Source organism: Micromonospora sp. DT48 (assembly GCF_049844495.1).
Classification (GTDB): Bacteria; Actinomycetota; Actinomycetes; order Mycobacteriales; family Micromonosporaceae; genus Micromonospora.
Genome location: NZ_JBNCLE010000009.1, coordinates 232,221 through 254,106, shown reverse-complemented (window position 1 = coordinate 254,106; position 21,886 = coordinate 232,221). Strand labels below are relative to the sequence as shown.

The window sequence follows — 21,886 nt, the reverse complement described above, 5'->3', positions numbered from 1 at the left end:
GTGAACCACGCGTGCACGTCCTCGCTGGACATGACTGGACGATCAGTATGTCGCTCCGGCCTAGCCGTGGACGAGGTGTCGTCCTCCGCCGCTGAACGGCGGTGGTCGTGGCGAGGCCCGGCACGTGCCGTTGTCCTCCTTTCCGATGCTGGCATGCCGGGCCCGACCGCATCACCGCGGTCTGGCGCCACACCCGTCCCGAGCAGCAGATCAGCTCAGTGGTACGTGTCTTCGTGGGACTTGTTGTACTCGACGATGTCATCGAGGCGTCCCTCAACGGCGTGGGTGACCCAGCCGGGGTTGCCGAGCAGAATCCGGCCGAGTGCCACCAGGTCGTACTCGCCGTCCGTCGCCCGCTCGACCAGGCCGGAGATCGACTCCGGGCGGCCGGGCCGAAGGAAGTCACGGGTCAGACCGACCGAGCCCACGGTGATCGTCGGCAGACCGGTGAGCTGCTTCGCCCAACCGGCAAGGTTCAACTCGGAGCCGGGGAAGGCCGGTTCCCAGAATCGCCGCTGAGACGCATGCAGCGCGGTCGCGCCGGCGTCGACGAACGTGGTCAGGATCTGGTTTAGCTCGGCCGGGTTCTCCGCGATTCGGGCGTCGAACTGCCGTTCCTTGAACTGGGAGAACCGTACGATCACCGGCCGGTTCGCCGGGAACTCCGCACGTACGGCGCGGACGACCGCGGCCGGGAACGCTGCGCGCCGCGCCGGTGAGCCGCCGAACGCGTCGGTGCGCCGGTTGGTGAACGGCCACAGGAACTCGTCCAGCAGGTATCCGTGCGCGGCATGGATCTCGATCGCGTCGAATCCGGCCCTGGCCGCCACCCGGGCCGCCTCGGCGTACGAGGCGAGCAACTCGTCCATGTCGGCGACGGTCATCGCGTGGTTCGTCGGGCGACCCGGCTCACGTACCCCCGACGGCGTCCACGCGGCGACCCCGTCGATCGGCTCCCGGAGGCTGCCGAGGTGCCACAGCTGTGCCGCGATCCGGCCGCCCACGGCGTGTACCTCGTCGACCACCCGCCGCCAGCCTGCCTCGGCGGCACCCGCGGTCAGTCGCGGCACCGGGTCTTCGTGGCTTGCGCTCGGATGGTCGACCAGGATTCCCTCGGTGATGATGAGCCCGACGCCGTGTTCCGCACGGCGGCGGTAGTACGAGGCGACCTCGGGCGTCGGCACCCCGCCCGGTGAGCGGCCGCGAGTCATCGGCGCCATGGCGAAGCGCGAGTTCAACGACATCCCGGCGAACGTGACCGGCTTCAGCAGCGGTGCCAGTTCAGCACTGCCGGTCGGGCAGAAGGTGAGGTTGGCTGTCATGCCCTGACGGTATGAGTTGACACCGGTGTCAGGGGCAAGCCGCCAACGGCGTCAATTCACGCTGCGACGTCCGCCGTCGATACCCGCGACTGCTCGTCTACCGCCATGTCGTCGATGATGCGCTCCAGCGCCGCCACCGTGCGGGTGAGCTGCGCCATCTCCCCGACGAGGCGGTCACGCTCCTCGCCGAGACGGTCGGTCAACCACGAGGTGCGGATGTCCGGGTTGGTCATGCAGGGCAGCAGCTCATACATCCGCTTACTGCTCAAGCCCGCGTCGAACAGCTGCTTGATCAGCCACACCCGGTGGACCGCCGCCTCCGAGAAGATCCGCTGACCGCTCGCGGTACGCGTCGAGACGAGCAGCCCCTGCTCTTCGTAGTACCGGATCGACCGGGCACTCACCCCGGTCCGGGCCGCAAGCTCGCCGATCCGTATCGCGTCCCTCACACCCAACCCTCCGTAGCCCTGACGTGAGCCTCGAATCTATGCCGCCCCGACGTCGAAGGAAAAGTGTTTGCCGACGGGACCACGAAGGCGGGGGCCCTGACCGGAGTCAGGAGGGTTCGCCGAGAGTAGGTTGCACCTCGATGGCTTTCATCTTCATCGCGCTTGTGCTGCTGGCGCTGGCCTGGCCGGTGGTGGCGGTCGGTGCCGTCGCGCTCGTGGCCATGGCCGCATTCACCCTCCGTGAGCGCCGGCTCTCGCGGAACAGCTCAGGGGCGTTGACGCGGGCCAGTTGGCTGCTGACCATGGGTACCGCATTGACGGGGATCGCCGCCTACGGGCACGGGCTGGCGGCGACCACCTTCGGGCTGATCACCGACGTGGACGACCGGTGTGCTCTGCGACAGGTGGCGGGCTACGACCATCACCGTGGCGTTCCGGCTGGCGGATCGCACAGCATGTGGCCGCTACAGGACACCACGTGCGGCCCGGACCTGGTGCCCGGTTTCGTCAACCCCCTGGTGGCCTCGTCGGCCGCGCTGTTCGTGGCGCTCGCGGTGTTCTCGACCGTCATGAGTCTCAGATCCCGTTAGCCTGTCCTGCCTGTGCTGGGCGGGGGCACACGCCCCGCCCAGCACAGGCGATGGTCAGGCGGGTGTGCACACCGGGTTCAACCCGGTGGCGGTCCCGACGCCCTGGAAGCCGAACTCGGTGTACTGGCCGGCGTTCACCGACCCGTTGTAGCTGACGTTGCTGAACTGCACGGTGCCGCTGTTGCCGCTGCGGTCGGCGTTCCAGGCGTTGGTCACGGACGAACCGGAGGGCAGCGTGAGCTGGACGCTCCACCCGCTGATCGGCGCGGTGGTGGCGGTGACCCGTACGGTGACGACGAAGCCACCCGTCCACGCGTCCAGTGCCGAGACGGTTGCCGAGCATCCGGTGGTCGGGTTCGGCGTGGTGGGCGCTGGAGTGGTCGGGTCGACCGGCGGCTCGGACGGCGGCGGGGTGGTCGGGTCGACCGGCGGCTCGGAGGGCGGCGGGGTGGTCGGGTCGACCGGCGGCTCGGACGGCGGCGGGGTGGTGGTGTTCCGGCCCTTGTTCAACTCGTCGAGCACCGCGTGGTAGGCGGCCTTCTTCTGGTAGTTGCCGTTGCCGCCGGTGAACAGCAGGCCCCGCTCGGAGGAGCGCCACGACTCGCTGTCGGAGATGCCCCAGACGGTGATGCCGGTGCACCGCTCGACGTTCAGGCAGGCCCGGACGACCTTGCGGTAGTTCTCCGCCTGACCCGCTCCGATGTCGTTGTTGCTCAGGTCGTCGTCGATGTCCAGCTCGGTGATGTGCACCTCGACGCCGAGGTCGGCGAAGCGTTGGATGTTGGCCTGCAGGTCGTCGGTGATGATGCTGTTCGGGTTGTCGTTGAAGTGCGCCTGGAACCCGACGCAGTCGATGTACTGCCGGTAGTTGCTGACGATGTCGTACAGCGCGTCGGCTTTGCGGTTGCGGACTCCGCCCTGGACCGTGAGGCCATCGACGTCGTAGTCGTTGATGCAGAGCTTGGTGGTGTAACCGCCGGCCTGCACGACCTGCTTGGCCCGGATGAAGGAATCCCGGATGACGTCGGTGTCGCCGGGGTCGAAGAAGTCACCGTCGCCGTTGGCGTCCCGGTTCATGGTGTGCGGCCACTGGTTCCGCCGCCGGCCGGTGTTGTTGTCTTCCAGCGCCTCGTTGACCACGTCCCAGTACGCGATCCTGCTGCCCCACCGGTTGATGGCGTTGCCGATGAAGGTGTTCAGCGTCGCCTGGCTGGCGCCCTGCAACGCGCCGGCCTGTGAGTGCCAGACCAGGGTGTGGCCACGGACCAGCATGTTGTTGCTCTGGGCGTGGTTGACCAAGGTGTCCGCACCGCTGGTGTTCTGCAACCCGCCGCTGGAGGTGGCGATGCGGTCCGGCTTCATGTCGTTCTCGGGTGTCAGCTGGCCGAACTCCTGACCGACGATCGGGTAGAGCCGGTTGGGGGAGGCCGCGACGCCGAAGAACAGCCCGGCGTTGGCGGCTGCGGCCCGCAGCGTGGTCTCGGCCGCGGCGGCCGGGGCGCTCGACTGGACTGCCACGGCGCTGCCAATCAGCAACAACGCCGCCGCTGGCAGAGCTGTCCGGGCTAATCTCCTGCGCCGCGTCAGGTCGCTGTTCACGGGCCCTCCTTGATGCTCGACGTCACCAATCGACGCAGATGCATGTCACTGGAGGGTCAGTCTCGATACCCGCCGACCGTGCTGTCAACAACTTCCGGAAACGTTCCGGAAACGTCGCGTGGTCGAGCGGGCCGGCCCCGGCTGTCCCCCGAAAGTGCGCCGGGCGGATGCTAGTGGTGGGGAGGTGCGGGGGATGAGTTTTCGGCTGGCGGCGTACGCCGTGTGCATCGAGCACGAGCGGATACTGCTCGCCCATCACGTGTCGCCGGACGGTGGGTCGAGCTGGACCCTTCCGGGCGGCGGGGTGGAACACGCGGAGGATCCGTTCGACACGGTGATCCGGGAGGTCGCCGAGGAGACCGGCTGCGACGCGGTGGTCGAGCGCCTGCTGGGCATCGACTCCCGGGTGATTCCCGCTGTGGAGGCGCGGTCAGGGCAGGTGCACCAGAACGTGGGTGTCTACTACCAGGTACGCATCACCTCGGGTGTGCCGCGCCCGGAGCCCGACGGGAACGTGGTCGAGTCGGTCTGGACCCCGATGCCGGACGTGGTGCGTCTGCGCCGATCCTCCCTCGTGGACATCGGTATCGCCCTGGCGGGTACGCGTCCGCCGACCGGCCACGTCCCTGCGGTGCCGGTCGGCGGGCTCGTGCAGCACTGAGGAGCGGCGCGTGGACGCTCAGCTCAGGTGCGCGCGGGCCACCCAGTGATGGTCGTGGGGCGGGCAGAGCCGTTCGGGCGGTGCGGGCAACCACGCGCACTCGCCCGCGTGCAACTGTCGCAGCGTGTACGCCTCCGCCGTCCAGCCCTGGTGGCGTAGGAAGTCGCCGAGGTCGTCGAGGCCCAGTTGGAACGCGGACCCGCGCGATCTCATGAACGTCAGGAACGTCTCGTTGGTCGGGTCCGTGAAGAAGTCGGCGTGCGGCGCGTCGACCAGCAGCACCGAGCCGAGGGCCGACATCTTCCTGACGGTCCCGATCAGACGGGTGAAGTCCTCGACCTGGAGGTACGGCAGCAGCCCTTCGATGATCCAGACGGTGGGTCGGTCCGGTTGGTAGCCGGCCGCCAGCAAACGTTGTGGCCAGGTTTCCCGGCGAAGGTCCTCGCCGAGACAGACGCGACGGCAGGTGAGGCGGTCCCGGACCGGTTCCAGCAGCCGATCCTTGGCCTCCAACTGCCCGGGCAGGTCGATCTCGAAGAATCGGGTACCGGCGGGAAGGCCGAGCCGCCAGGCCCGGGTGTCACTGCCCGCAGCCAGGCAGACCACCTGGGTGATCCCGTCGGAGATCGCCTCGCGTAGGGCGATGTCACCGAAGCGGGCTCGGACGATCACGGAGCCGATGGTGCCACCGGCGGCCAGCGCCGCGTCGGCCATCTTCCGGGACACCGGCGTGCTGAGCAGCTCCGCGTACGGGTCCGCCAAGTAGGCGTCGGCACGATCGTGTTCCATGGCTCGGATGACGGCGGTGATGAAACTGGTCTCCTTCACCGCCCGGGACTCGTCCTCGCGTACCGTCAGCTGGGTCGCGTCGTCCGTCGGAGCGGGAGTTCTTTCCGCCTCCCGATGCGGTTGGGTGACGGTGAGCGACGGTCGGGAGTTGACCCAGTCCTGGTCGAACTTGCCGGTCCGGGCGTAGTTGCGGGAGATCGCCGCGAGTTCCTCCTCGCTGAAGACCTCCCTGACGTCGCCGAATCCGTCGGGTGCGCGCAGGTGGGCCAGCGTGATCACCTTCTCGGGCCCCATCGAGCGGTTCGCCTGTTGCAGTTCGGTCATCTGCGGCCGGCGTTCCTCCTCGTACGCGCGCAGCCCGGCGGCCACGTCGGTGGCCGCGTGGGCGGCCAGGTGCCAGGCGAGTACGCGGGCGTCGACGATGGCCTGCGTGGCCCCGTTCGAGCCGGCCGGATACATCGCGTGGGCGGCGTCTCCCACGAGGGTCACATTGTTGAAACTCCACTGCGGGATGGGATCCCTGTCGATCATCGAGTACTGCTGCACGTCCGCCGTGTCTTCGAGCAGGCGCGGCAGGTCGACGCCGGGAGGTGCCCAGCTGCCGAACTGGAGGAGTACCGCCTCGCGCCGGTCGGCGACCTCCATCTGTTCGCGGTGCAGCGGGTTGGCTTCGTCCTCGGGCAGGGCGGCGACCCAGTTGACCAGGGATCTCCCCGGGGCGGTGTCTCGGGCGATCGGGTACAGCACGAGTCGCCGCCGGTCATCTCCGAGGACTGCCATGGTGCTTCCGGTCAGGAAGTCCGGTGCGTGGGCGGTCCCTCGGTACATCGTGATGCCATTGCTCGGCGGCGGCCCCTCGTTGGGGTAGAACGCTGCGCGGACGGCCGAGTGGATGCCGTCCGCGCCGACGATCAGGTCCGCCTCGACGACCCGGGTCGAGCCGTCCCGGCCCGTGACGGTCGCGTAGTTCCGGCCGGGTTCGCTGTGCAGCCCGACGAGTCGCGCGTCGGTGACGATGGCCTGGTCACCCAGGCGTCGCCGTACCTCGTCGGCCAGGACCGTCACGAGGTGGGCGCGGGAGATCGAGAGCTGCGGCCATCGGTACCCGGCCACCGTGCCGCGGTCCTCGCGCCAGATGAGGTCGCCGCGGGTGTTGTACAGCGCCAGTTCCTGGCTCCGGACAGCGCTCTGCTGCAACTGGTCCAGCAGTCCGAGTTCGGCGAGTTCCCGGACGGCGTTGGGCAGGATGTTCAGCCCGAGGCCGTGTGGACGCAGCTGCGGCTCGGACTCGTAGACCGTGACCTGGTCGAATCCCGCCTCGTGCAGACTGATCGCGGTGGCCAGTCCGGCGACCCCGGAACCAACAATCATGATTTCCACTGTCGACAACTCACCCTCGTACGTCGCGGCAACTGAACTCACTGCGCAGTGGTGGCGTTGAGCATGGCGCTGTTGTGCCTGGTGAGGGCGAGGATCTCCTCCAGGAGCCCCACGCTTCCCCCGCCACTGCCCAGTTCGTAGAGCCGCAGTTCCTCGTGGTAGGCACGTCGTGCCATCACCAGGTGTTTGCCGCGGAAGGACGTGAGCGTCTGGAGCGCCTGCCGCAGGCTCTTCGCACTGGACTCCACGTGCTTGTCCTCGGCAGGTGAGGCGGAACGTTCGAGGGCCGCCACCACCCGGGACGTGATGGACGGTGCGTTCGCCCACTCGGCGTACCGCTCCTGCCACTGCGGCAGGGTCTGCGACGACACCTCGGCGCAGAACTGGAGGTAGCCGGGGCTCGCCCGGTCGGATGCCCAGAGCAGCAGGTCGATGAGGAAGATCGGGATGTGGGCTGCGGCCGGACCCATGTACACCCGTCCCGCGACCCGGACGTCCTCGTAGAACGGCCTGAGCACCCGCGCGAAGAACTCGGGCGTGACCTTCACCCGGATGCCGCTCATGACCGTGTCGGCCACCGCGATGTGCGAGGCCAGCGACGCCAACCGGTCCGCGTGCGCGGGTGCGGCCGGATCCTCGTCGAGCAGCGATTTCCCGATGTCGACGGCACGGGCGAGGTTCGGCACGCAGGTGCGTACCGCGTCGATCAGGCTGCGCTCCATCGGGTGGCCGGTGTAGAGCCGTTCACGTTCACCGACCGGGTTCCAGGAGGTGTAGTGGTACACCGTGTCGCGCGGGATCATCCTCGTGCGTCCGCCCAGCAGTTGGAACGACCGGGTCGCTCCGTGGACAGCCTCGAAGGGGGACACTCCGTGCCGTTGCAGGCTGCCGAGATACATGCCCAGGTCCCGCATGGCGGCGAGGCACTCCGTGGTGGTGAAAGCCGCGATGCTTTCCTCGGAGGGCAGCGCGTCGCCCAGCACCCGCACCAACGCGGCCACGTCGGCGGCCATGTTCAGCTTCGGCAACACCCGAAGCTCGTCGTCCAGCCTCAACGGGTCGAGCTGCCTGACCTGCTCGTTCTTCTCCTCGGAGATCACATCCACATCTGCCCAGCGGTGCACGTGAACCCTTCCCACGGATCCAGTGGTGCCCCCGATTCGAGCAGGAAAGTCTCGCGTCGTGCGGAAACCGAACAGAGCTGTGACAGATTGCCGCGCCGATCCGGCGGCGTCGATTACGGCGAGGGCCGGGGCTTGGCCTTCTGCGGATAGATCGTCTCGTGACGGGCCAGCATGGCGACGAACTCGCCGATCTTCCGCTCGCGGGTCTGCGGCCGCTTGACCGCGTTGACGCGGTGGATGAGGGCGAACCGGTTGGTCTTGGTGAGCACGTCGAACATGGCTTGGGCGGCGGGGTCGGCGGCGATGGCGGCGAGGAGGTCGGCGGGCACCTCGGCCTCCGACGGCGGCGCGTACGCGGCCGCCCACCTGCCGTCCGCTTTGGCGGCTTCCACGGCGGCGCGGCCCGGGGGCAGCATCCGTCCCTGAGCCTCCAGCCGGGCGACATTGGCCACGTTCCGCTGCGACCACGAACTGCGCGGGCGCCGGGGGGTGTACCGGATCCATGAGGTCTCGTGATCCCGCTTGCGGGCCTGCCCGTCGATCCACCCGAAACACAGCGCCTCGTCGACCGCCTGCTGCCAGGTCAGCGTGGTCACCGAGCCGCCCTTCTTGGTCAGGGCTAGCCAGACACCGGGCGACGTGGCGTGGAAGGTGGTCAACCAGGCGCGGAGCGCCTCGGCGTCCGCGACGATCAGCTCTTCCAGTTCAGCGCCCGCCATGACGGCAGACTAGCCGCAGCCGCAGCCGCAGCCGCAGCCGCAGCCGCAGCCGCAGCCGCAGCCGCAGCCGCAGCGGCTGGTGCGCCACGGCCGTCCCGCGTGCCGGAGCGTCGAAACCCGTGTCGAAACGAGAACCGCAGGCCGACGGTTCGGTGGTCCCAGCCGACCTGTGGAGAAAAATTCACAGTTGTTAACGGCGGATGTCGCCGATGTGTCGTGCCGCTGGTCCGCGACCTCGGTCGACCATCAGCTGGGATGCTGCCGCCCGCTGACGCGGCCCTGACCAGGTTAATTGGACATTGTTGACCAGTTTGATTGACATCCGGATTGGCGCGTGTCAATCATGAGGCGTCTGCGGAGCAGTTGCCCGCATCGGCGCGGGGGCTCACACAAGGGACGGCGTTCCCTTTCCTGGCTCGTGCTACGCAGCAAACGGGGATCATCTTCGGCCCACTGGGCCCACGGGGGAAAAATCATGAACACATGCCTGGGTGCATCCTGCGCGATGCCGAGTAAAACGTTATCCACCGCACGTCGCCGCCAGCGATGATCGACTGCCTCGTGGTCGGTGGCGGCATCATCGGCGCGAGCGTGGCGCACCAGGCCGCGAGCCGACACCCCGGCTGGGCGGTCCACCTGCTGGATCCGCGCGGGATCGGGTGTGGCACGACAGCCGCGTCGGCCGGGCTCTACGTACCGTTCGGCGCCACCACCGGCATCCGGTCACTCGTCCGCGACGGCGAGCCGGTCTTCTCCGCGTACCGTTCGTTCGTCGCCGAGGACACCATCCGTGAGCTGCGGTTCCTGGTCGTTCTGCGGACCACCGCGCGCAGCGCCTTCCTCGCCACGATGGCCGGCGGGGCGGCACACGAGCCGACCTCCGACGACCTCGCCTGGCTCGCGGACCGATATCCCGAGTGCGACCTCGCCGGGCACGAGATCGTTCGGCTCGACGGCGCGTACCGGGTGCGGGCCGGCGAACTCGCCGGTCAGCTCGTCGCGGCGTCGCCGAACGTACGCGTCGTCGCCGCGTCCGTGAACGCCGTCCGCCGCCACGAGCGGCGATGGCTCGTGGAGCACGACCATGGGACGACGACGGCCGCCCGGGTGGTGCTCGCCGTCGGGCCGTGGGACCTGCCGGCACTGGACGCCCCGGCGCCACCCGTGGCCCACCCGCCGGAGGACCGCAAACGGGTGGTGGCCCTGCACGCCTACAACGCCCCGACGGCGACCGACCGGGCGGTCTACTTCCTCGACGACGACGTCTTCCTGCTGCCCGAACCGCGCCTGGGGTACACCGTCACGAGCTTCTACCTGGACCGGTGGGACCAGCCGCCGGGCATCGGCGAGCCTGTTCCCACGCCGTCGGACCAGGCGGCCGGGCGGGCAGTGGTCGCCCGTCGGGTCGGCCCGTCGTTCGCCGCCACCTGTGCCGGGGGGCGCGCGGGCACCGACGTCTACCAGGCCCAACGCCTTCCGGCCGTGCTCTGGCTCGACGCGGACGGCAGCCTGCTGTTCGCCGGTGCCGGGTCCGGCTCAGGTGTGCGGCTCGCCCCCGGCATGGCCGCGCGAGCGGTCGACCGGCTCACCGCCGTATGACATCCGCCGGCTCGCCCGGCCGCCAGCTTCAGTTCGGAAGGACAGTCATGACCACGAACTTCACCTCGCTTCGTGCTGCCGCCGTCACGGACGACCCGGGTCTCGTCGACGTCCCGCTGCCGCCCGACGGCCGGTATCAGCATCAGGAGGTCACCATCCGGGGCCTGTCCGACGAGGTGTCCGGCGTCCTGCGCGCCGGCTTCGAGGACGTCCTGGACTTCCCGCTCCTGGTCGTCGGCTGGGGGCGCTGCCGCGTCGGGTCGACCGCGATGACCAACCTGTTCGGCATCGCCGGTGCCGCCGCCTACTACCAACCGGTCAAGACCGTCGCGCGGTTCCGGCTGGTCGGTGGCGCCGGGGCGCCGTGGCGGTTCGGGCCGGGCGAACGCGTCCTCTTCGCCAAGGAGATGGCCGGGCCCTATCTGCCGTACGAGGCACTGTTCAACCCGATCGAGTGCCTGATGGCCGCCGGATGGCCGGCAGACCGACTCCACCTGCTGGTGCTCGATCGCGAACCCCGGGACTCGCTCGACTCCTGGATGGGCAAGTGGCACGAGAAGATCGGCCGCACCCGGGTGATCGAGAACTTCCTGCTCAGCACCGCCAACTACGACCGGATGCGCGCCTTCGCGCAGCGGGAGGGGGTGACCACCACCCACTTCCCGTACGAGGCGAGCCGCGCACCGGCCGAGACCGTCCGCTGGCTGTTCGACCGGATCGGCATCGGCGACCTCTTCGACGAGCGCCTGCTCAGCGGCTGGGGCGCCGCAGGTGACCTCAACTCCGCGGACGCCAGGATCCACTACCCCGACGAGCCGCAGGAGTACGTGGTGCCCGGCATCCACGGGCAGGGCGACGCCTACAGCTACCAGCCCCGCCGGATCAGCCAGCTCCGCGACGACGAGCTGTGCCACGCCGAGGACGACATGGTCGTGGCGAGCTACCGCACGTCGGTCGACCGGTTCTGCCGGGAACTCCAGGTGAGCCCGCAGTGGCGGCAGAAGATCTTCCCGGAGGCGCTGTGAACACCCCGACAGAGCAGGCCCAGCAGCAGCCGTGGCTGGTCATCGCGCCGCCGCCGACGCCCAACGGTGACCTGCACCTGGGGCACCTGTCCGGGCCCTACCTGGCGGCGGACATCTTCGCCCGTCACCAGCGACGCAAGGACACCTCGGCCGTCTACCTGTGCGGACTGGACGACCACCAGACCTACACCGCGCTCCAGGGCATCCGCGACGGGCGGACACCGGAACAGGTCGCCGACGACTTCGGGGCTCGCATCGAGGCCGCGCTGGACCGCTCCGGCATGTCGATCGACGTGATGGTGCGGCCACGCGGGTCGGCCCGGTACACCGCCTTCGTGCAGGACTTCATCCGGCTGCTGCACGAACGCGGCCAGGTGGTGGCCCGCGAGCGGCCACTGCCGTACTGCGCCGGCTGCGCGCGCTGGTGCTATGAGGCGTACGTCTCGGGGGGTTGCCCACACTGCGGCGCCGGTACCGGAGGCAACGCCTGCGAGAGCTGCGGCTGGACCAACCAGTGCGCCGACCTCAGCGACCCGACCTGCACCGTCTGCGGCCTGCGGTGCGAACTCCGCCAGGTGCGTCAACTCGTCTTCCCGCTCGAACCGCACCGTGACCGGCTCGCCGCGTACTGGGCCGACACCGTGATGAGCCCCCACGTCGCCCGACTCTGCCGGGAGACGGCCGCCGCCGGACTGCCGGAACTCGCGGTCACCTACCCGGGCGACTGGGGCATCCCCGCCACCGTCGAGGGGTTCACCGACCAGCGGATCTACGTGTGGGCCGAGATGGCCGCCGGATATCTCGGCACGTACCCGGGGCATCCGGACCTGTGGCGTCGATCCGGCCGGGTCGTCCAGTTCTCCGGGTACGACAACGCCTTCTTCTACGCGGCCTTCTTCCCGGCGTTGATGACCGCGTTCGACTCGGACGTCCGGCCGCCGACGGCGTTCGTCACCAACGAGTTCTACCAACTCGACGGGCTGAAGTTCTCCACCAGCAGGCGGCACGCGATCTGGCTGCGGGAGGTGCTCGACGAGGTACCCGCGGACCTGCTGCGGCTCTACCTGGCCGCCGAGGGGCCCGCGGTGGCCGAGACCAACTTCACCTGGCCGCAGTTCGAGCTCCACCTGCGCGGGGTGCTGCTGCCCCGCTGGGCGCGGTGGTGGGAGGAGCTGAGCCGCCGCGCCGCGACGAGCACGGGCGCTGCGCGACCGCTCGCCGACCGTACCGTCGAGCAGCGTCGGTTCCGCTCGCGCGTCCAGCAGCTCGCCGACCAGATAGACCAGGCACTCGACGCCGGGGAGTTCTCCACCCGGCGGGCCGTCGCCCTGCTCGACCTGCTGGTGCGGGAGGCGGCGGACTTCGGCGCCGCACACGACGTGGCGCGTGCCGGCATCGACGGCCTCGCCGGGGCCGTCGACCTGGAACTGGAGGCCGCCGCGGTGTTCGCACTGTGCCTCAGCCCGATCGCGCCGACCACGGCCCAGCAGGTCTGGGCGGCGCTGGGGCTGGCGGGACAGGTGCACGAGGTGCCGTGGGCCGACCGCGACGCGCTACCGGTGGACCGGTCGACCGTCGTCGGGCTGGACCAGGTGGGCAAGGCGTTGCAGGCCGGTGACATCCAGATGAGCGAGGTGGTGACCCGTGAATCGATCGACTGACGACACAATCGAGACCGACATCCTCGGGATCGGCCTGGGGCCGGCGAACCTGAGCTTCGGTGCGCTGCACGAGCCGGTGGACGGCAGGCAGGCATGCTTCCTGGAGGCTGCGCCGTTCTTCCAGTGGCATGCCGGCATGATGGTGCCGGAAGGCCAGCTCCAGGTGTCCTTCCTGAAGGATCTGGTGACCACCGTCGACCCGACGAGCAAGTTCACCTTCCTCAACTACCTGGCCGAGCAGGGCACCCTGCACCGCTTTCTGATCGCCTGCGCCACCAGCGGCACCTACCGCGAGGAGTTCGAGAAGTACTACCGGTGGTCCGCGGAACGACTGTCGGGTGTGCGGTGGGGCCACGTCGTCGAGCGCGTCGAGGCGGACGGTGACCGCTTCGAGGTCACCGTCCGCACCACTTCCGGCGAGGTTCGGGCGTACGCGTCCACTCTGGTGCTCGGCACCGGCAAGCAGCCTTACCTGCCGCCGTTCGCCGCCGCGCTACGCGGCCGACGGGTGATGCACAGCAGCGACCTCATGGTCGGCGCGCTGGACGTCGCGGGCAAGGACGTCCTGGTCGTCGGCGGCGGGCAGAGCGGCGGCGAGGTGGTCGACTACCTCCTCTCCGACACCGGCGCGCTGCCGGCGTCACTGACCTGGCTGTCCAAGCGCAGCGGCTTTCAACCGCTCGACGACTCGCCGTTCACCAACGAATGGTTCTTCCCCGACTACGTCGACCACTTCTACGCGCTGCCCCGGGAGCGGCGGGAGTCGTTGCTCAAGACACACCGGTTGGCCAGCGACGGCATCTCCGAGTCGACGCTGCGGGACATCTACCGTCGGCTGTACTACCTGGACATGGCACACGCCGGTCAGGTGCGGCACCATCTCCGCCCGGCCTGCCACGTCGAGGCCCTGCGCCCGGACGGTGACCGCCACGTGGCGCTGGTCAGGGAACTGGACGGCACCGGGCGGTTCGAGGTGCCCGCCGACGTGATCGTCTTCTGCACCGGGTACCGCGGCGGCCTGCCCGCCTACCTGGCCGGTTTGGACCCGCAGCCGCGCCGCGACGACGGCCAGCTACGCATCAGTCGGGACTACCGGCTGGACTGGGGCGGCCCCGAGTCGCTGTCGATCTATGTGCAGAACGCGGCCGAGCACACCCACGGCATCGCCGATCCGAACCTCAGCCTGGCCGCCTGGCGCAGCGCCCGCATCATCAACGCCATCTACGGGCGGCAGGTCTACGACACCGAGCGGGAGCAGTCCACCTCCCGGTTCGGTCCGGTGCCGACCACGGTGACGGCGCCGACCACGGTGACGGTGCCGCCGGACACCGCGCCAGCCGAGACCGAGGCCGCGCCGATCGGCGGGGGTCCGCTGACCGTCGGCTTCCGCTGCCCCGAGCGGTCTCCCGGTGGCATGTCCGTGGAGATGGCGGTGCTGCCCGGCAGCGACATCCGTCCGGTGCCGTTCCACTCGTCGCGGTGGGAGGTGCCGCCGGGGGCGGTGAGCGACCTCGACGTCCACGAGGTGGAGGAGATCTGGATGGTCGGCTCCGGCCGTGGCCGACTCGTCTCCGACGACGACGCGATCGACGTGGCCCCGGGCGACATGGTGTTCATGCCGAGCAAGGTGCCGCACCAGGTGGTCAACACCGGCACCGAGCCGCTGCGGATCTTCTCGGTCTGGTGGTGACGTGACGGAACCGGCGCGGCAGGACGACCCGACGACGCAAGGAGCCGTGATGCAGGACGACAACAGGCCGACGACGAGTGGTTTCGTCGTGGTGCGCAACGACGAGTCGGAGTTCTCCACCTGGCCGGCGGGGACCGCGCCGCCGGCCGGGTGGACCACCACCGACGTCGCCGGCAGCGAGGACGAGTGCCTCGACCACATCGGCCGTACCTGGACGGACATGCGTCCCCGGTCGGTACGGACGCCGGGCCCACGGCCGTGGCATCTGGACGCGCACCGCCCCAGCGAGGTGGTGGCGGACAGTTCCGGCGCGCGGGGTCCCGCCGTGCCGGTCCCGGACATCGGCATCGCCGATTTGATCGACCGTCGTAACGACGGCTTCCCGGACGAGATCGCCATCCGGTTCGCCGGGACGACCGTGACCCGCGCCGACCTGGCCCGGCGGACCCGACGGCTGGCCACCCGGCTGGCTGCCCTCGGCGCCGGTCCGGAGAAGCCCGTCGCGGTGCTGCTGCCCCGATCCGCCGACGCCGTGGTGGCGATCGTCGGCATCCTGCGGTCCGGCTCGCCGTACCTGCCGATGTCCACCGCCGACCCGGTCGCCCGGCTGCGCATGGTGCTGCGCGACGCGGGCAACCCGCCGGTGCTCACCGACGTCGCCGGTCGGGCGGCACTGGCCGACTACGACGGCGTCGTCACGCTGACCGATGACGACGGGGAGGACGACACCACGATCGAGTTCCCGCCGGTCGCGGGGGAGAACCTCGCCTACGTGGCGTACACCTCGGGGACCAGTGGGCCGCCGAAGGGGGTCCTCGGCACCCACCGCCAACTGGTCAACTACGTCCAGTGGTGCGCCGAGGAGTTCGCCCTCGAACCCGGCGAACGGGCGTTGCTGCACGCGCCGCTGTACTTCGTCGGTTCGGTCATGACGCTGTTCACCGCACTGGTCGCCGGCTGGGAACTGGATGTGGCACCGGAGCCGGTGGCCTTCGATGAACTGCGCGACCAGGCACGCCAGGGCAGGTGCGGCTTCCTCAAGCTCACCCCCTCGCACGTTCGCGCGCTGACCTCGATCGGCGACGTGGCGAAGCTGGCCCGGCTCTACATGATCGGCAGTGAGCCGTTGGTGCGTACGCCCGCACTGGCCGGGTGGATGGCCGAGAGCCCGGGATCGCGCTACGCCAACCACTACGGCATGAGCGAGACCTGCGGGGCCACCTGGTATTGGATCCGCGGTGACGAGCCGATCGGCGACCGGCTCCCGGTGGGCGCGCCCATCCTCAACGCGGAGGTGCACGTCCTCGGTCCGGACGGCCGGCGACTGCCGTACGGCGAGGTCGGCGAGCTGTGCCTGGCGGGCGCGGTGATCGGGCGCGGGTACCACGGCGATCCGGCCCTCACCGCCCGACGCTGGCGGCCACATCCGTGGGGGCGGCCCGGCGAACGGTTGCTGCACACCGGCGACCTGGCCCGGATGCGGCCGGACGGCACCGTCGAGGTGCTCGGCCGCTCCGACCGGCAGGTGAAGATCCGTGGACACCGCATCACACTGCCCACCGTGGAGGAGGCGGTGCTGCGCTGCCCGGGGGTGGCCGAGGCCGTCGTGTCGGTCATCCCCGACAGCCAGGAGGTGCCCCGGCTGACCGCGCTGCTGCGGCCCGCGCCGGACGAGCAGCCCTCGGTGGGGGAGATCCGGGAGCGCCTGCTGGCCGAACTGCCCGAGCCCTGGGTGCCCTCGCACTACGTGGTGACCCGGGAGTTCCCGCTGACCCCGAACGGCAAGATCGACTATGCCCGGCTGGCCGGTATCCGGGGCATCCGACCCGAGACGGCGGGCGCGTTCCGCGAGCCCGCCACGCCCGAGGAGAAAGCGCTCTGCGGCATCTTCGCCGACGTGCTGCACCTGGAGCGGGTCGGCGCGGACGACAACTTCCGCGACCTCGGCGGCGACTCGGTCAACGTGGTGCAGGCGATCTCACTGGCGCAGGAGGCGGGCGTCGAGGTCTCCATCAACGAGTTCTTCGAACACGGCAGCCCGCGTGCGCTGGCCGCGCTCGCCCGCCGTCCCGCCTCGGGGGCCGAGCCGCCGGTCGTCACCCCACCGACCGTCACCGTGGACGTCCACGGTGACGTGCCGGTGGTGCAGGACGAGCCGGTCGTGGCCGACCCGACCGGTCGGATCCAGCGGGTGGCCGTGCCGTTCGCCGCATCCGGCCGCTCCGCCCCGCTGACCTGGGGGCAGCTGCACATGTGGCGGCCCCTCCAGTGGTACGGGCCGGCGTTCGCCGCCCTGAACATCACCCGGTTCGTCGACCTCGGCGACCCGGGTGCCGACATCGACGCCTGCCTGGCCGCCGTCGGTCGCCTCGTCGAGACCTACGAGCCGGTACGCACCCGGTTCGTCCTGGCCGGTGACGAACCGGTCCAGCAGGTGGCGGCGAACGGCAACCTTCGGGTCGAGGTCGTCGACACCGAACCCGACGGGGTCGACGAGGCAGGGCGTGCCCGCGCGGCACAACTCGCGGCCGAACCGTTCGACCACGCCCGGCAGTGGCCGGTACGCCTGTGCCTGGTCCGCGCCGAGGGCCGGGTGCGGTCCATCGCGGTCGTCGCCTCACACCTCGCCTTCGACGGATGGAGCATCGAGCGGGTGACCGAGAGCCTCGCCGGATGGATCCGGGGTGACTCGGTCGTACTGCCCGACCCGGTGCAGCCCGCCGACGAGGTCGTCGAGGAACGGTCGCCCCGAGGGCGGCGACGCAGCGAGCAGGCGCTGGCGTACTGGCGGGAACGGCTGACCGAACTGCCGTCGGTGGGCCAGCGGCCGGAGGCGACCAGGGTCGATCCGCCATGGCAGCGTTGGGCACTGTGGTCGGCGGAGGTCCCGGCGTACGCGGCCGAACTCGCCGCGCGTACCCGCACCTCAACGTCCACCGTGATGCTGACCCTCGCGGCCGTCGCGACCGCCGCGCTGCAACAGCGGGACACCGTCGGGCTGTTGCTCATCTCGGGCAACCGGTTCACGCCCCGCGAGCGCCGCAACGCCGGACCCACGGTGCAGGACGCGCTCGTGGTCCACCACGGCGGCCAGGACCGCACCCTGGCGGAGGCGATCAAGGAGACGTACCGGACGGCGACGGAGGCGTACTTCAACGCCCGCTGTGACCCGATGGCGCTGGCGGCGTTGCGCGACGAGATCGGTGCCACCGGCCGACCGGACCTGTCCTGGTACTTCAACGACGCCCGGCTCGGCCGCGAATGGCAGCCGGGACCGGACGCCGAGCCGGTCGGGGAGCCGTTCCTGGTACGCGGCGACCCCTACAGCGACATGACCTTCTGCCTCGGTCTGGCGCAACGGGGACCGCACTGCGAGGTGTTCCTGCTCGCCGACACCGCCGTCCTGCCGCCGGAGCGGATCCGCCACTTCCTGCGCGCCCTGGGCCCGCTGCTGTCGCGGGCCCGGCACGAGGACCTGCTGGTCGGCGAGGTGGCCACGGCGTTGCTGGGCGAGCCGACGCGGGAGGGCAGCTGATGGGGGCCCGCGCACGACGGTACTGGGCGGAGGCCGTGGAGCCACGGCTGTTCCTCTTCGCCCAGCTCAAAGAGGTCCCCCGAGGGCTGACCACGATGATCGCGGTGCTCAACGTCGTGGTCGGACTGCTGCCGGTCGGGTTCGTGGTGGCCACCAGCACGGTCATCAGCCGGGCTCCGGCAGCGGTCTCCGGCGGGCTCGGCTCGCCGGCCTGGCGCGAGCTGACGTACGCGTTCGTGGTGGCGAGCGCGCTGTTCCTGCTGCAACAGCAGCTGACCCCGCTGTCCGTGTCGTTCGGTCAGCGGCTCAAGCACCAGGTCGACGGGCGCTTCCAGGATCGCCTGATGGCGACGTCGTTGCGTACCGCCGGGATCACGCCCCTGGAGGACCAGGCGTCACTGGCCAACCTCGAACAGGCGGCCGAGGGCTTGGAGAAGGGCAACCGCACACCGGGCGACGCCGCCGCCGGCACGCTCGCGCTGGTGCTGCGATACGCACGGCTGCTCGGATTCCTCGGCGTCATCGGCGTCGCGTACGCCTGGTGGGCCGCCGCCGCCATCGGCGTCGTCACGATGATGTTCCGGTACGGCCAACGCGGCGGAGTCAGGATGTACACCCGACTGTGGCCGCACCGCACGCGCTACCGGCGCGAGGCCGAATACTTCCGGGTGCTCGGCATGGGCGCGGAGAACGCCAAGGAGATGCGGGTCTTCGGCCTGGCCGACTGGGTCGGTGAACGTTACCGGTCGGCCGCGCTGGAGGCCCTGCGGCCGGTCTGGCGGGAACGCCGCCGGGTCAGCGTGGTCAACTTCGTCTGGTTCACCGCCGCCAGCCTGGTGATCACCTTCGTGGTGCTGGCGTCCGTGCTGCGCGCCGCCGCGGCGGGCGAACTGACACTGTTCGCGCTCACCCTGACCTTGCAGGCGCTGGTGGCGGCGGTGCTGCTCGGCGAGTTCTACCACGAGGCGGACACGGCGACCCAGTTCGGCATGCTCGCGGCGCGGGCCATGGACACCTTCCAGCGGCAGGTGTCCGACCTGGAGGACACCGAGCGTCCCGCGCCCCGCGTCGGGGCGCGGACACCCGCCGACGCGGCCGGCCTACCGGCGCGCGAGATCCGGTTCGCCGGGGTGTCGTTCCACTACCCCGGGTCGTCGGTACCGGTCCTCGACGGACTCGACCTGACGCTGCGGGCGGGGGAGTGCACCGCCATCGTCGGGCTGAACGGTGCCGGCAAGACGACCCTGGTCAAGCTCCTGTCCCGGCTCTACGACCCGGCCGCCGGAGCGGTGCTGGTGGACGGCCGCGATCTGCGTGACCTGCCGATCGACAGCTGGCGGCGGCAACTCGCGGTGATCTTCCAGGATTTCAACCGCTACGAGCTGACGGCCGCCGAGAACATCGCCTTCGGCGCCGTCGAGGCACCGGCCGCCCCGGACGCGGTGCGTCGGGCCGCGAAGGAGGCCGGCGTACTCGAGGTGCTCGACGGGCTGCCCGACGGCCTGGACACGCTGCTGACCCGCCGGCACGCCGACGGCGAGCAGCTCTCCGGCGGCCAGTGGCAGCGGCTGGCCATCGCCAGGTCGCTGTACGCGGTCGCGGCCGGTGCCCGGGTGCTCGTCCTGGACGAACCGACGGCCGCGCTGGACGTCCGCGCCGAGGCCGCCTTCTTCGACGAGTTCGCCGCGCTGACCAGGGGCATCACCACACTGCTCATCTCGCACCGGTTCGCGACGGTGCGGCACGCCGACCGCATCATCGTGCTGTCGGGCGGGCGGATCATCGAGGACGGCTCGCACGCCGAGCTGATGGCCGCCGGTGGCACCTACGCGCACCTGTTCGACCTCCAGGCGCGACGGTTCGCCGAGGACGACGCCGACACCACCGTGGAGGTGCCGTCATGACGGCGTTGACCAGCATGCGCGGCATGTTGCGGATCGCCTGGCGTACCAGTCCGCGCAAGATGGCCGTGTCGATCGTGCTGATGGCACTCGGCGGCGCGTCCTGGCCGATGCTGGCGCTCGCCCTCAAGCTCGGGGTGAACGCCGCCCTCTCCGGCGACACCTCCGGCAGCACCGTCGCGGCGGCCTTCGTCGTGTCCGGTCTGATCGGCGCTCTCATCCTCCAGCACTTCGCGTACGTGCCGTACGCGGAGGCGACCGAGATGGCGACGATCGCCCTGGAGGCGGAACTGGTCGAACTGGCCAACACCGCGCCCGGCATCGAGCAGTACGAGAGCGCCGAGTACGCCGACAAGATCGAGCTGCTGAAGAAGGGCATGGCCGAGTTCCACGACGGCATGCTGGGGCTGATGTCGATGGTGTCGCTGGTGACCTCGGTCGCCCTCACCGGGCTGTTGTTGGTCTTCGTCAACCCGTGGCTGCTCCTGCTGCCGTTGGCCGCGATCCCACCGGTGCTGGCGAGCCAGCGGGCGCAGCGGATCGTCAACCGGGCCAAGGAGGAGTCGGCGGGCGCCACCCGCCAGGCGAGTCACCTCTTCGGCATGGCCACCAGCGCCCGGCCCGCCAAGGAGGTGCGCCTGTTCCGGTTGCAGGCCGAGTTGCGCCGCCGGCACGCGAGTCTGTGGCACGCGGTCGGGGCGGTGCTGTGGCGCGCCGAACGGCGGGCCGCCCTGGTCGAGGCGGCCGGTCAGCTGGTCTTCGGCGTCGCGTACGTCGGTGCGGTCCTGCTGGTCCTGCGGGACGCGGTCAGCGGGCACGCCGGGGTCGGTGACGTGGTGCTGGTCATCGTCCTGGCGGTGCAGGTGAACCAGCAGGTGACCGCCGCCCTGGACCTGTTCCGCAAGCTCCAGCGGATGGCCCAGGGCATGACCCGCCTGCACTGGCTGCGGCAGACCGTCTCGGCGGGAACCGGCCGGGCCGCCACGGCGACGGCACCGGACCGGATCCGGTCCGGCATCAGGCTGGCGGGGGTCTCGTTCACCTACCCGGGCACCGTGAAGCCGGTGCTCCACGGTGTCGACCTGCACCTGCCCGCCGGTTCGACGGTGGCGATCGTCGGCGAGAACGGCGCGGGCAAGAGCACCCTCATCAACCTGCTCTGCGGCTTCTACCGGCCCACGGCCGGGCGCATCCTGGTCGACGACGTCGACCTGGCCACGATGTCACCGGCGCGCTGGCGGGCCCGGTTGGCCACGGCGTTCCAGGACTTCGTCCGGTTCGAGCTGCCCGCCGGGCAGGTGGTCGGCGTCGGTGACCTGCCGCGTCGCGACGACGTCGACGCCGTGCACGCCGCTCTGGGCCGCGCCCGCGCCGAGGATGTCGTGGACCGACTGCCCGACGGCCTCGCCACCCAGGTGGGCAAGTCCTGGACCGAGGGGGTGGAGCTGTCCGGCGGCCAGTGGCAGAAACTGGCGGTGGGCCGGGCGATGATGCGTACCGCTCCGCTGCTGCTCATCCTCGACGAGCCGGCCTCGGCGCTCGACCCGCAGGCCGAGCACGTGCTCTTCGAGCGGTACGCGGAGAACGCCCGCCGGGTCGGCGAGGAGTCCGGGGCGGTCACCGTCTTCGTCTCGCACCGCTTCTCGACGGTCCGGATGGCCGACCTCATCGTGGTGCTGTCGCAGGGCCGGGTGACCGAGGTCGGCGGCCACTCCGACCTGATGGCCCGCGACGGCCTGTACGCCGAGCTGTTCGGCATCCAGGCGAGGGCGTACGCCGGGGAGGCGACCGGTGGTGCGGACAGCTGACCGGGCCGGTGCCCGCTAGCCCCGACGAGAGCGG

At 70.4% G+C, this 21,886-nt stretch carries 15 protein-coding genes; 9 read left to right on the top strand and 6 right to left on the bottom strand.

Features of this window, described 5'->3' with window-relative positions; translation table 11 throughout:
* Positions 1-215: 215 nt before the first annotated feature.
* Positions 216-1,322: a 12-oxophytodienoate reductase gene (locus ACLQ2S_RS13215; RefSeq protein WP_155222003.1), complete on the bottom strand. Its 1,107-nt coding sequence runs from the start codon at positions 1,320-1,322 to the stop codon at positions 216-218.
* Between the two features lie 56 nt (positions 1,323-1,378).
* The gene (locus tag ACLQ2S_RS13210) at positions 1,379-1,771 is read right to left on the bottom strand and encodes a MerR family transcriptional regulator (protein WP_375335391.1); all 393 of its coding nucleotides are present in this window, start codon (positions 1,769-1,771) and stop codon (positions 1,379-1,381) included.
* A gap of 140 nt (positions 1,772-1,911) precedes the next feature.
* On the opposite strand from ACLQ2S_RS13210, the gene ACLQ2S_RS13205 reads away from it, so the two are divergent.
* Positions 1,912-2,361 (top strand): hypothetical protein, encoded by a 450-nt coding sequence (locus ACLQ2S_RS13205; RefSeq protein ID WP_155222005.1) that lies wholly within the window; start codon positions 1,912-1,914, stop codon positions 2,359-2,361.
* Between the two features lie 54 nt (positions 2,362-2,415).
* On the opposite strand, the gene ACLQ2S_RS13200 is transcribed toward ACLQ2S_RS13205, so the two are convergent.
* Positions 2,416-3,960 (bottom strand): endo-1,4-beta-xylanase, encoded by a 1,545-nt coding sequence (locus ACLQ2S_RS13200; protein WP_309223889.1) that lies wholly within the window; start codon positions 3,958-3,960, stop codon positions 2,416-2,418.
* Positions 3,961-4,153: 193 nt separating this feature from the next.
* Between ACLQ2S_RS13200 and ACLQ2S_RS13195 the strand changes: the two genes are divergently transcribed.
* The gene (locus ACLQ2S_RS13195) at positions 4,154-4,621 is read left to right on the top strand and encodes an NUDIX hydrolase (RefSeq protein ID WP_155220088.1); all 468 of its coding nucleotides are present in this window, start codon (positions 4,154-4,156) and stop codon (positions 4,619-4,621) included.
* Positions 4,622-4,639: 18 nt separating this feature from the next.
* Here ACLQ2S_RS13195 and ACLQ2S_RS13190 read toward each other — a convergent pair whose 3' ends face one another.
* The 3 genes from ACLQ2S_RS13190 to ACLQ2S_RS13180 form a co-directional block, all read right to left on the bottom strand.
* Positions 4,640-6,781, bottom strand: coding sequence for an SAM-dependent methyltransferase (locus ACLQ2S_RS13190; RefSeq protein ID WP_155220091.1), 2,142 nt, complete (start codon positions 6,779-6,781; stop codon positions 4,640-4,642).
* A gap of 47 nt (positions 6,782-6,828) precedes the next feature.
* Positions 6,829-7,929 carry a monodechloroaminopyrrolnitrin synthase PrnB family protein gene (locus ACLQ2S_RS13185; protein ID WP_155220094.1) on the bottom strand — a complete coding sequence of 367 codons (1,101 nt, stop codon included), beginning with the start codon at positions 7,927-7,929 and terminating at the stop codon, positions 6,829-6,831.
* Positions 7,930-8,027: 98 nt separating this feature from the next.
* Positions 8,028-8,633, bottom strand: a complete 606-nt coding sequence (locus ACLQ2S_RS13180; RefSeq protein WP_155220097.1) for a YdeI/OmpD-associated family protein — start codon at positions 8,631-8,633, stop codon at positions 8,028-8,030.
* A 546-nt stretch (positions 8,634-9,179) separates the two neighbouring features.
* On the opposite strand from ACLQ2S_RS13180, the gene ACLQ2S_RS13175 reads away from it, so the two are divergent.
* Genes ACLQ2S_RS13175 through ACLQ2S_RS13145 form a run of 7 tightly spaced genes read left to right on the top strand, consistent with a single transcriptional unit; the run spans position 9,180 to position 21,852 of the window.
* Entirely contained in the window at positions 9,180-10,232 is a 1,053-nt protein-coding gene (locus ACLQ2S_RS13175) for an NAD(P)/FAD-dependent oxidoreductase (RefSeq protein WP_155220100.1), read from the top strand.
* Between the two features lie 47 nt (positions 10,233-10,279).
* Entirely contained in the window at positions 10,280-11,257 is a 978-nt protein-coding gene (locus ACLQ2S_RS13170) for a sulfotransferase family protein (protein WP_155220103.1), read from the top strand.
* On the top strand, positions 11,254-12,918 hold the full coding sequence (locus ACLQ2S_RS13165; protein ID WP_196222574.1) for a class I tRNA ligase family protein: 1,665 nt from the start codon (positions 11,254-11,256) through the stop codon (positions 12,916-12,918). Before ACLQ2S_RS13170 ends, ACLQ2S_RS13165 begins: the two co-directional genes overlap by 4 nt.
* Positions 12,902-14,608, top strand: coding sequence for a SidA/IucD/PvdA family monooxygenase (locus ACLQ2S_RS13160; RefSeq protein WP_155220109.1), 1,707 nt, complete (start codon positions 12,902-12,904; stop codon positions 14,606-14,608). The genes ACLQ2S_RS13165 and ACLQ2S_RS13160 overlap by 17 nt, the downstream gene beginning before the upstream one ends.
* 49 nt (positions 14,609-14,657) lie before the next feature.
* Positions 14,658-18,143 carry an AMP-binding protein gene (locus ACLQ2S_RS13155; RefSeq protein WP_425701761.1) on the top strand — a complete coding sequence of 1,162 codons (3,486 nt, stop codon included), beginning with the start codon at positions 14,658-14,660 and terminating at the stop codon, positions 18,141-18,143.
* Positions 18,143-20,047: an ABC transporter ATP-binding protein gene (locus ACLQ2S_RS13150; protein WP_196222575.1), complete on the top strand. Its 1,905-nt coding sequence runs from the start codon at positions 18,143-18,145 to the stop codon at positions 20,045-20,047. Before ACLQ2S_RS13155 ends, ACLQ2S_RS13150 begins: the two co-directional genes overlap by 1 nt.
* Positions 20,044-21,852 carry an ABC transporter ATP-binding protein gene (locus tag ACLQ2S_RS13145; RefSeq protein WP_425701760.1) on the top strand — a complete coding sequence of 603 codons (1,809 nt, stop codon included), beginning with the start codon at positions 20,044-20,046 and terminating at the stop codon, positions 21,850-21,852. Before ACLQ2S_RS13150 ends, ACLQ2S_RS13145 begins: the two co-directional genes overlap by 4 nt.
* Positions 21,853-21,886: the final 34 nt, after the last annotated feature.

Coding starts and splice junctions, on each gene's coding strand:
- ACLQ2S_RS13175 (WP_155220100.1), top strand. CDS start 9,180: ATGATCGACTGCCTCGTGGTCGGTGGCGGCATCATCGGCGCGAGCGTG.
- ACLQ2S_RS13145 (WP_425701760.1), top strand. CDS start 20,044: ATGACGGCGTTGACCAGCATGCGCGGCATGTTGCGGATCGCCTGGCGT.
- ACLQ2S_RS13215 (WP_155222003.1), bottom strand. CDS start 1,322: ATGACAGCCAACCTCACCTTCTGCCCGACCGGCAGTGCTGAACTGGCA.
- ACLQ2S_RS13150 (WP_196222575.1), top strand. CDS start 18,143: ATGGGGGCCCGCGCACGACGGTACTGGGCGGAGGCCGTGGAGCCACGG.
- ACLQ2S_RS13170 (WP_155220103.1), top strand. CDS start 10,280: ATGACCACGAACTTCACCTCGCTTCGTGCTGCCGCCGTCACGGACGAC.
- ACLQ2S_RS13180 (WP_155220097.1), bottom strand. CDS start 8,633: ATGGCGGGCGCTGAACTGGAAGAGCTGATCGTCGCGGACGCCGAGGCG.
- ACLQ2S_RS13205 (WP_155222005.1), top strand. CDS start 1,912: ATGGCTTTCATCTTCATCGCGCTTGTGCTGCTGGCGCTGGCCTGGCCG.
- ACLQ2S_RS13195 (WP_155220088.1), top strand. CDS start 4,154: ATGAGTTTTCGGCTGGCGGCGTACGCCGTGTGCATCGAGCACGAGCGG.
- ACLQ2S_RS13190 (WP_155220091.1), bottom strand. CDS start 6,781: ATGATTGTTGGTTCCGGGGTCGCCGGACTGGCCACCGCGATCAGTCTG.
- ACLQ2S_RS13155 (WP_425701761.1), top strand. CDS start 14,658: ATGCAGGACGACAACAGGCCGACGACGAGTGGTTTCGTCGTGGTGCGC.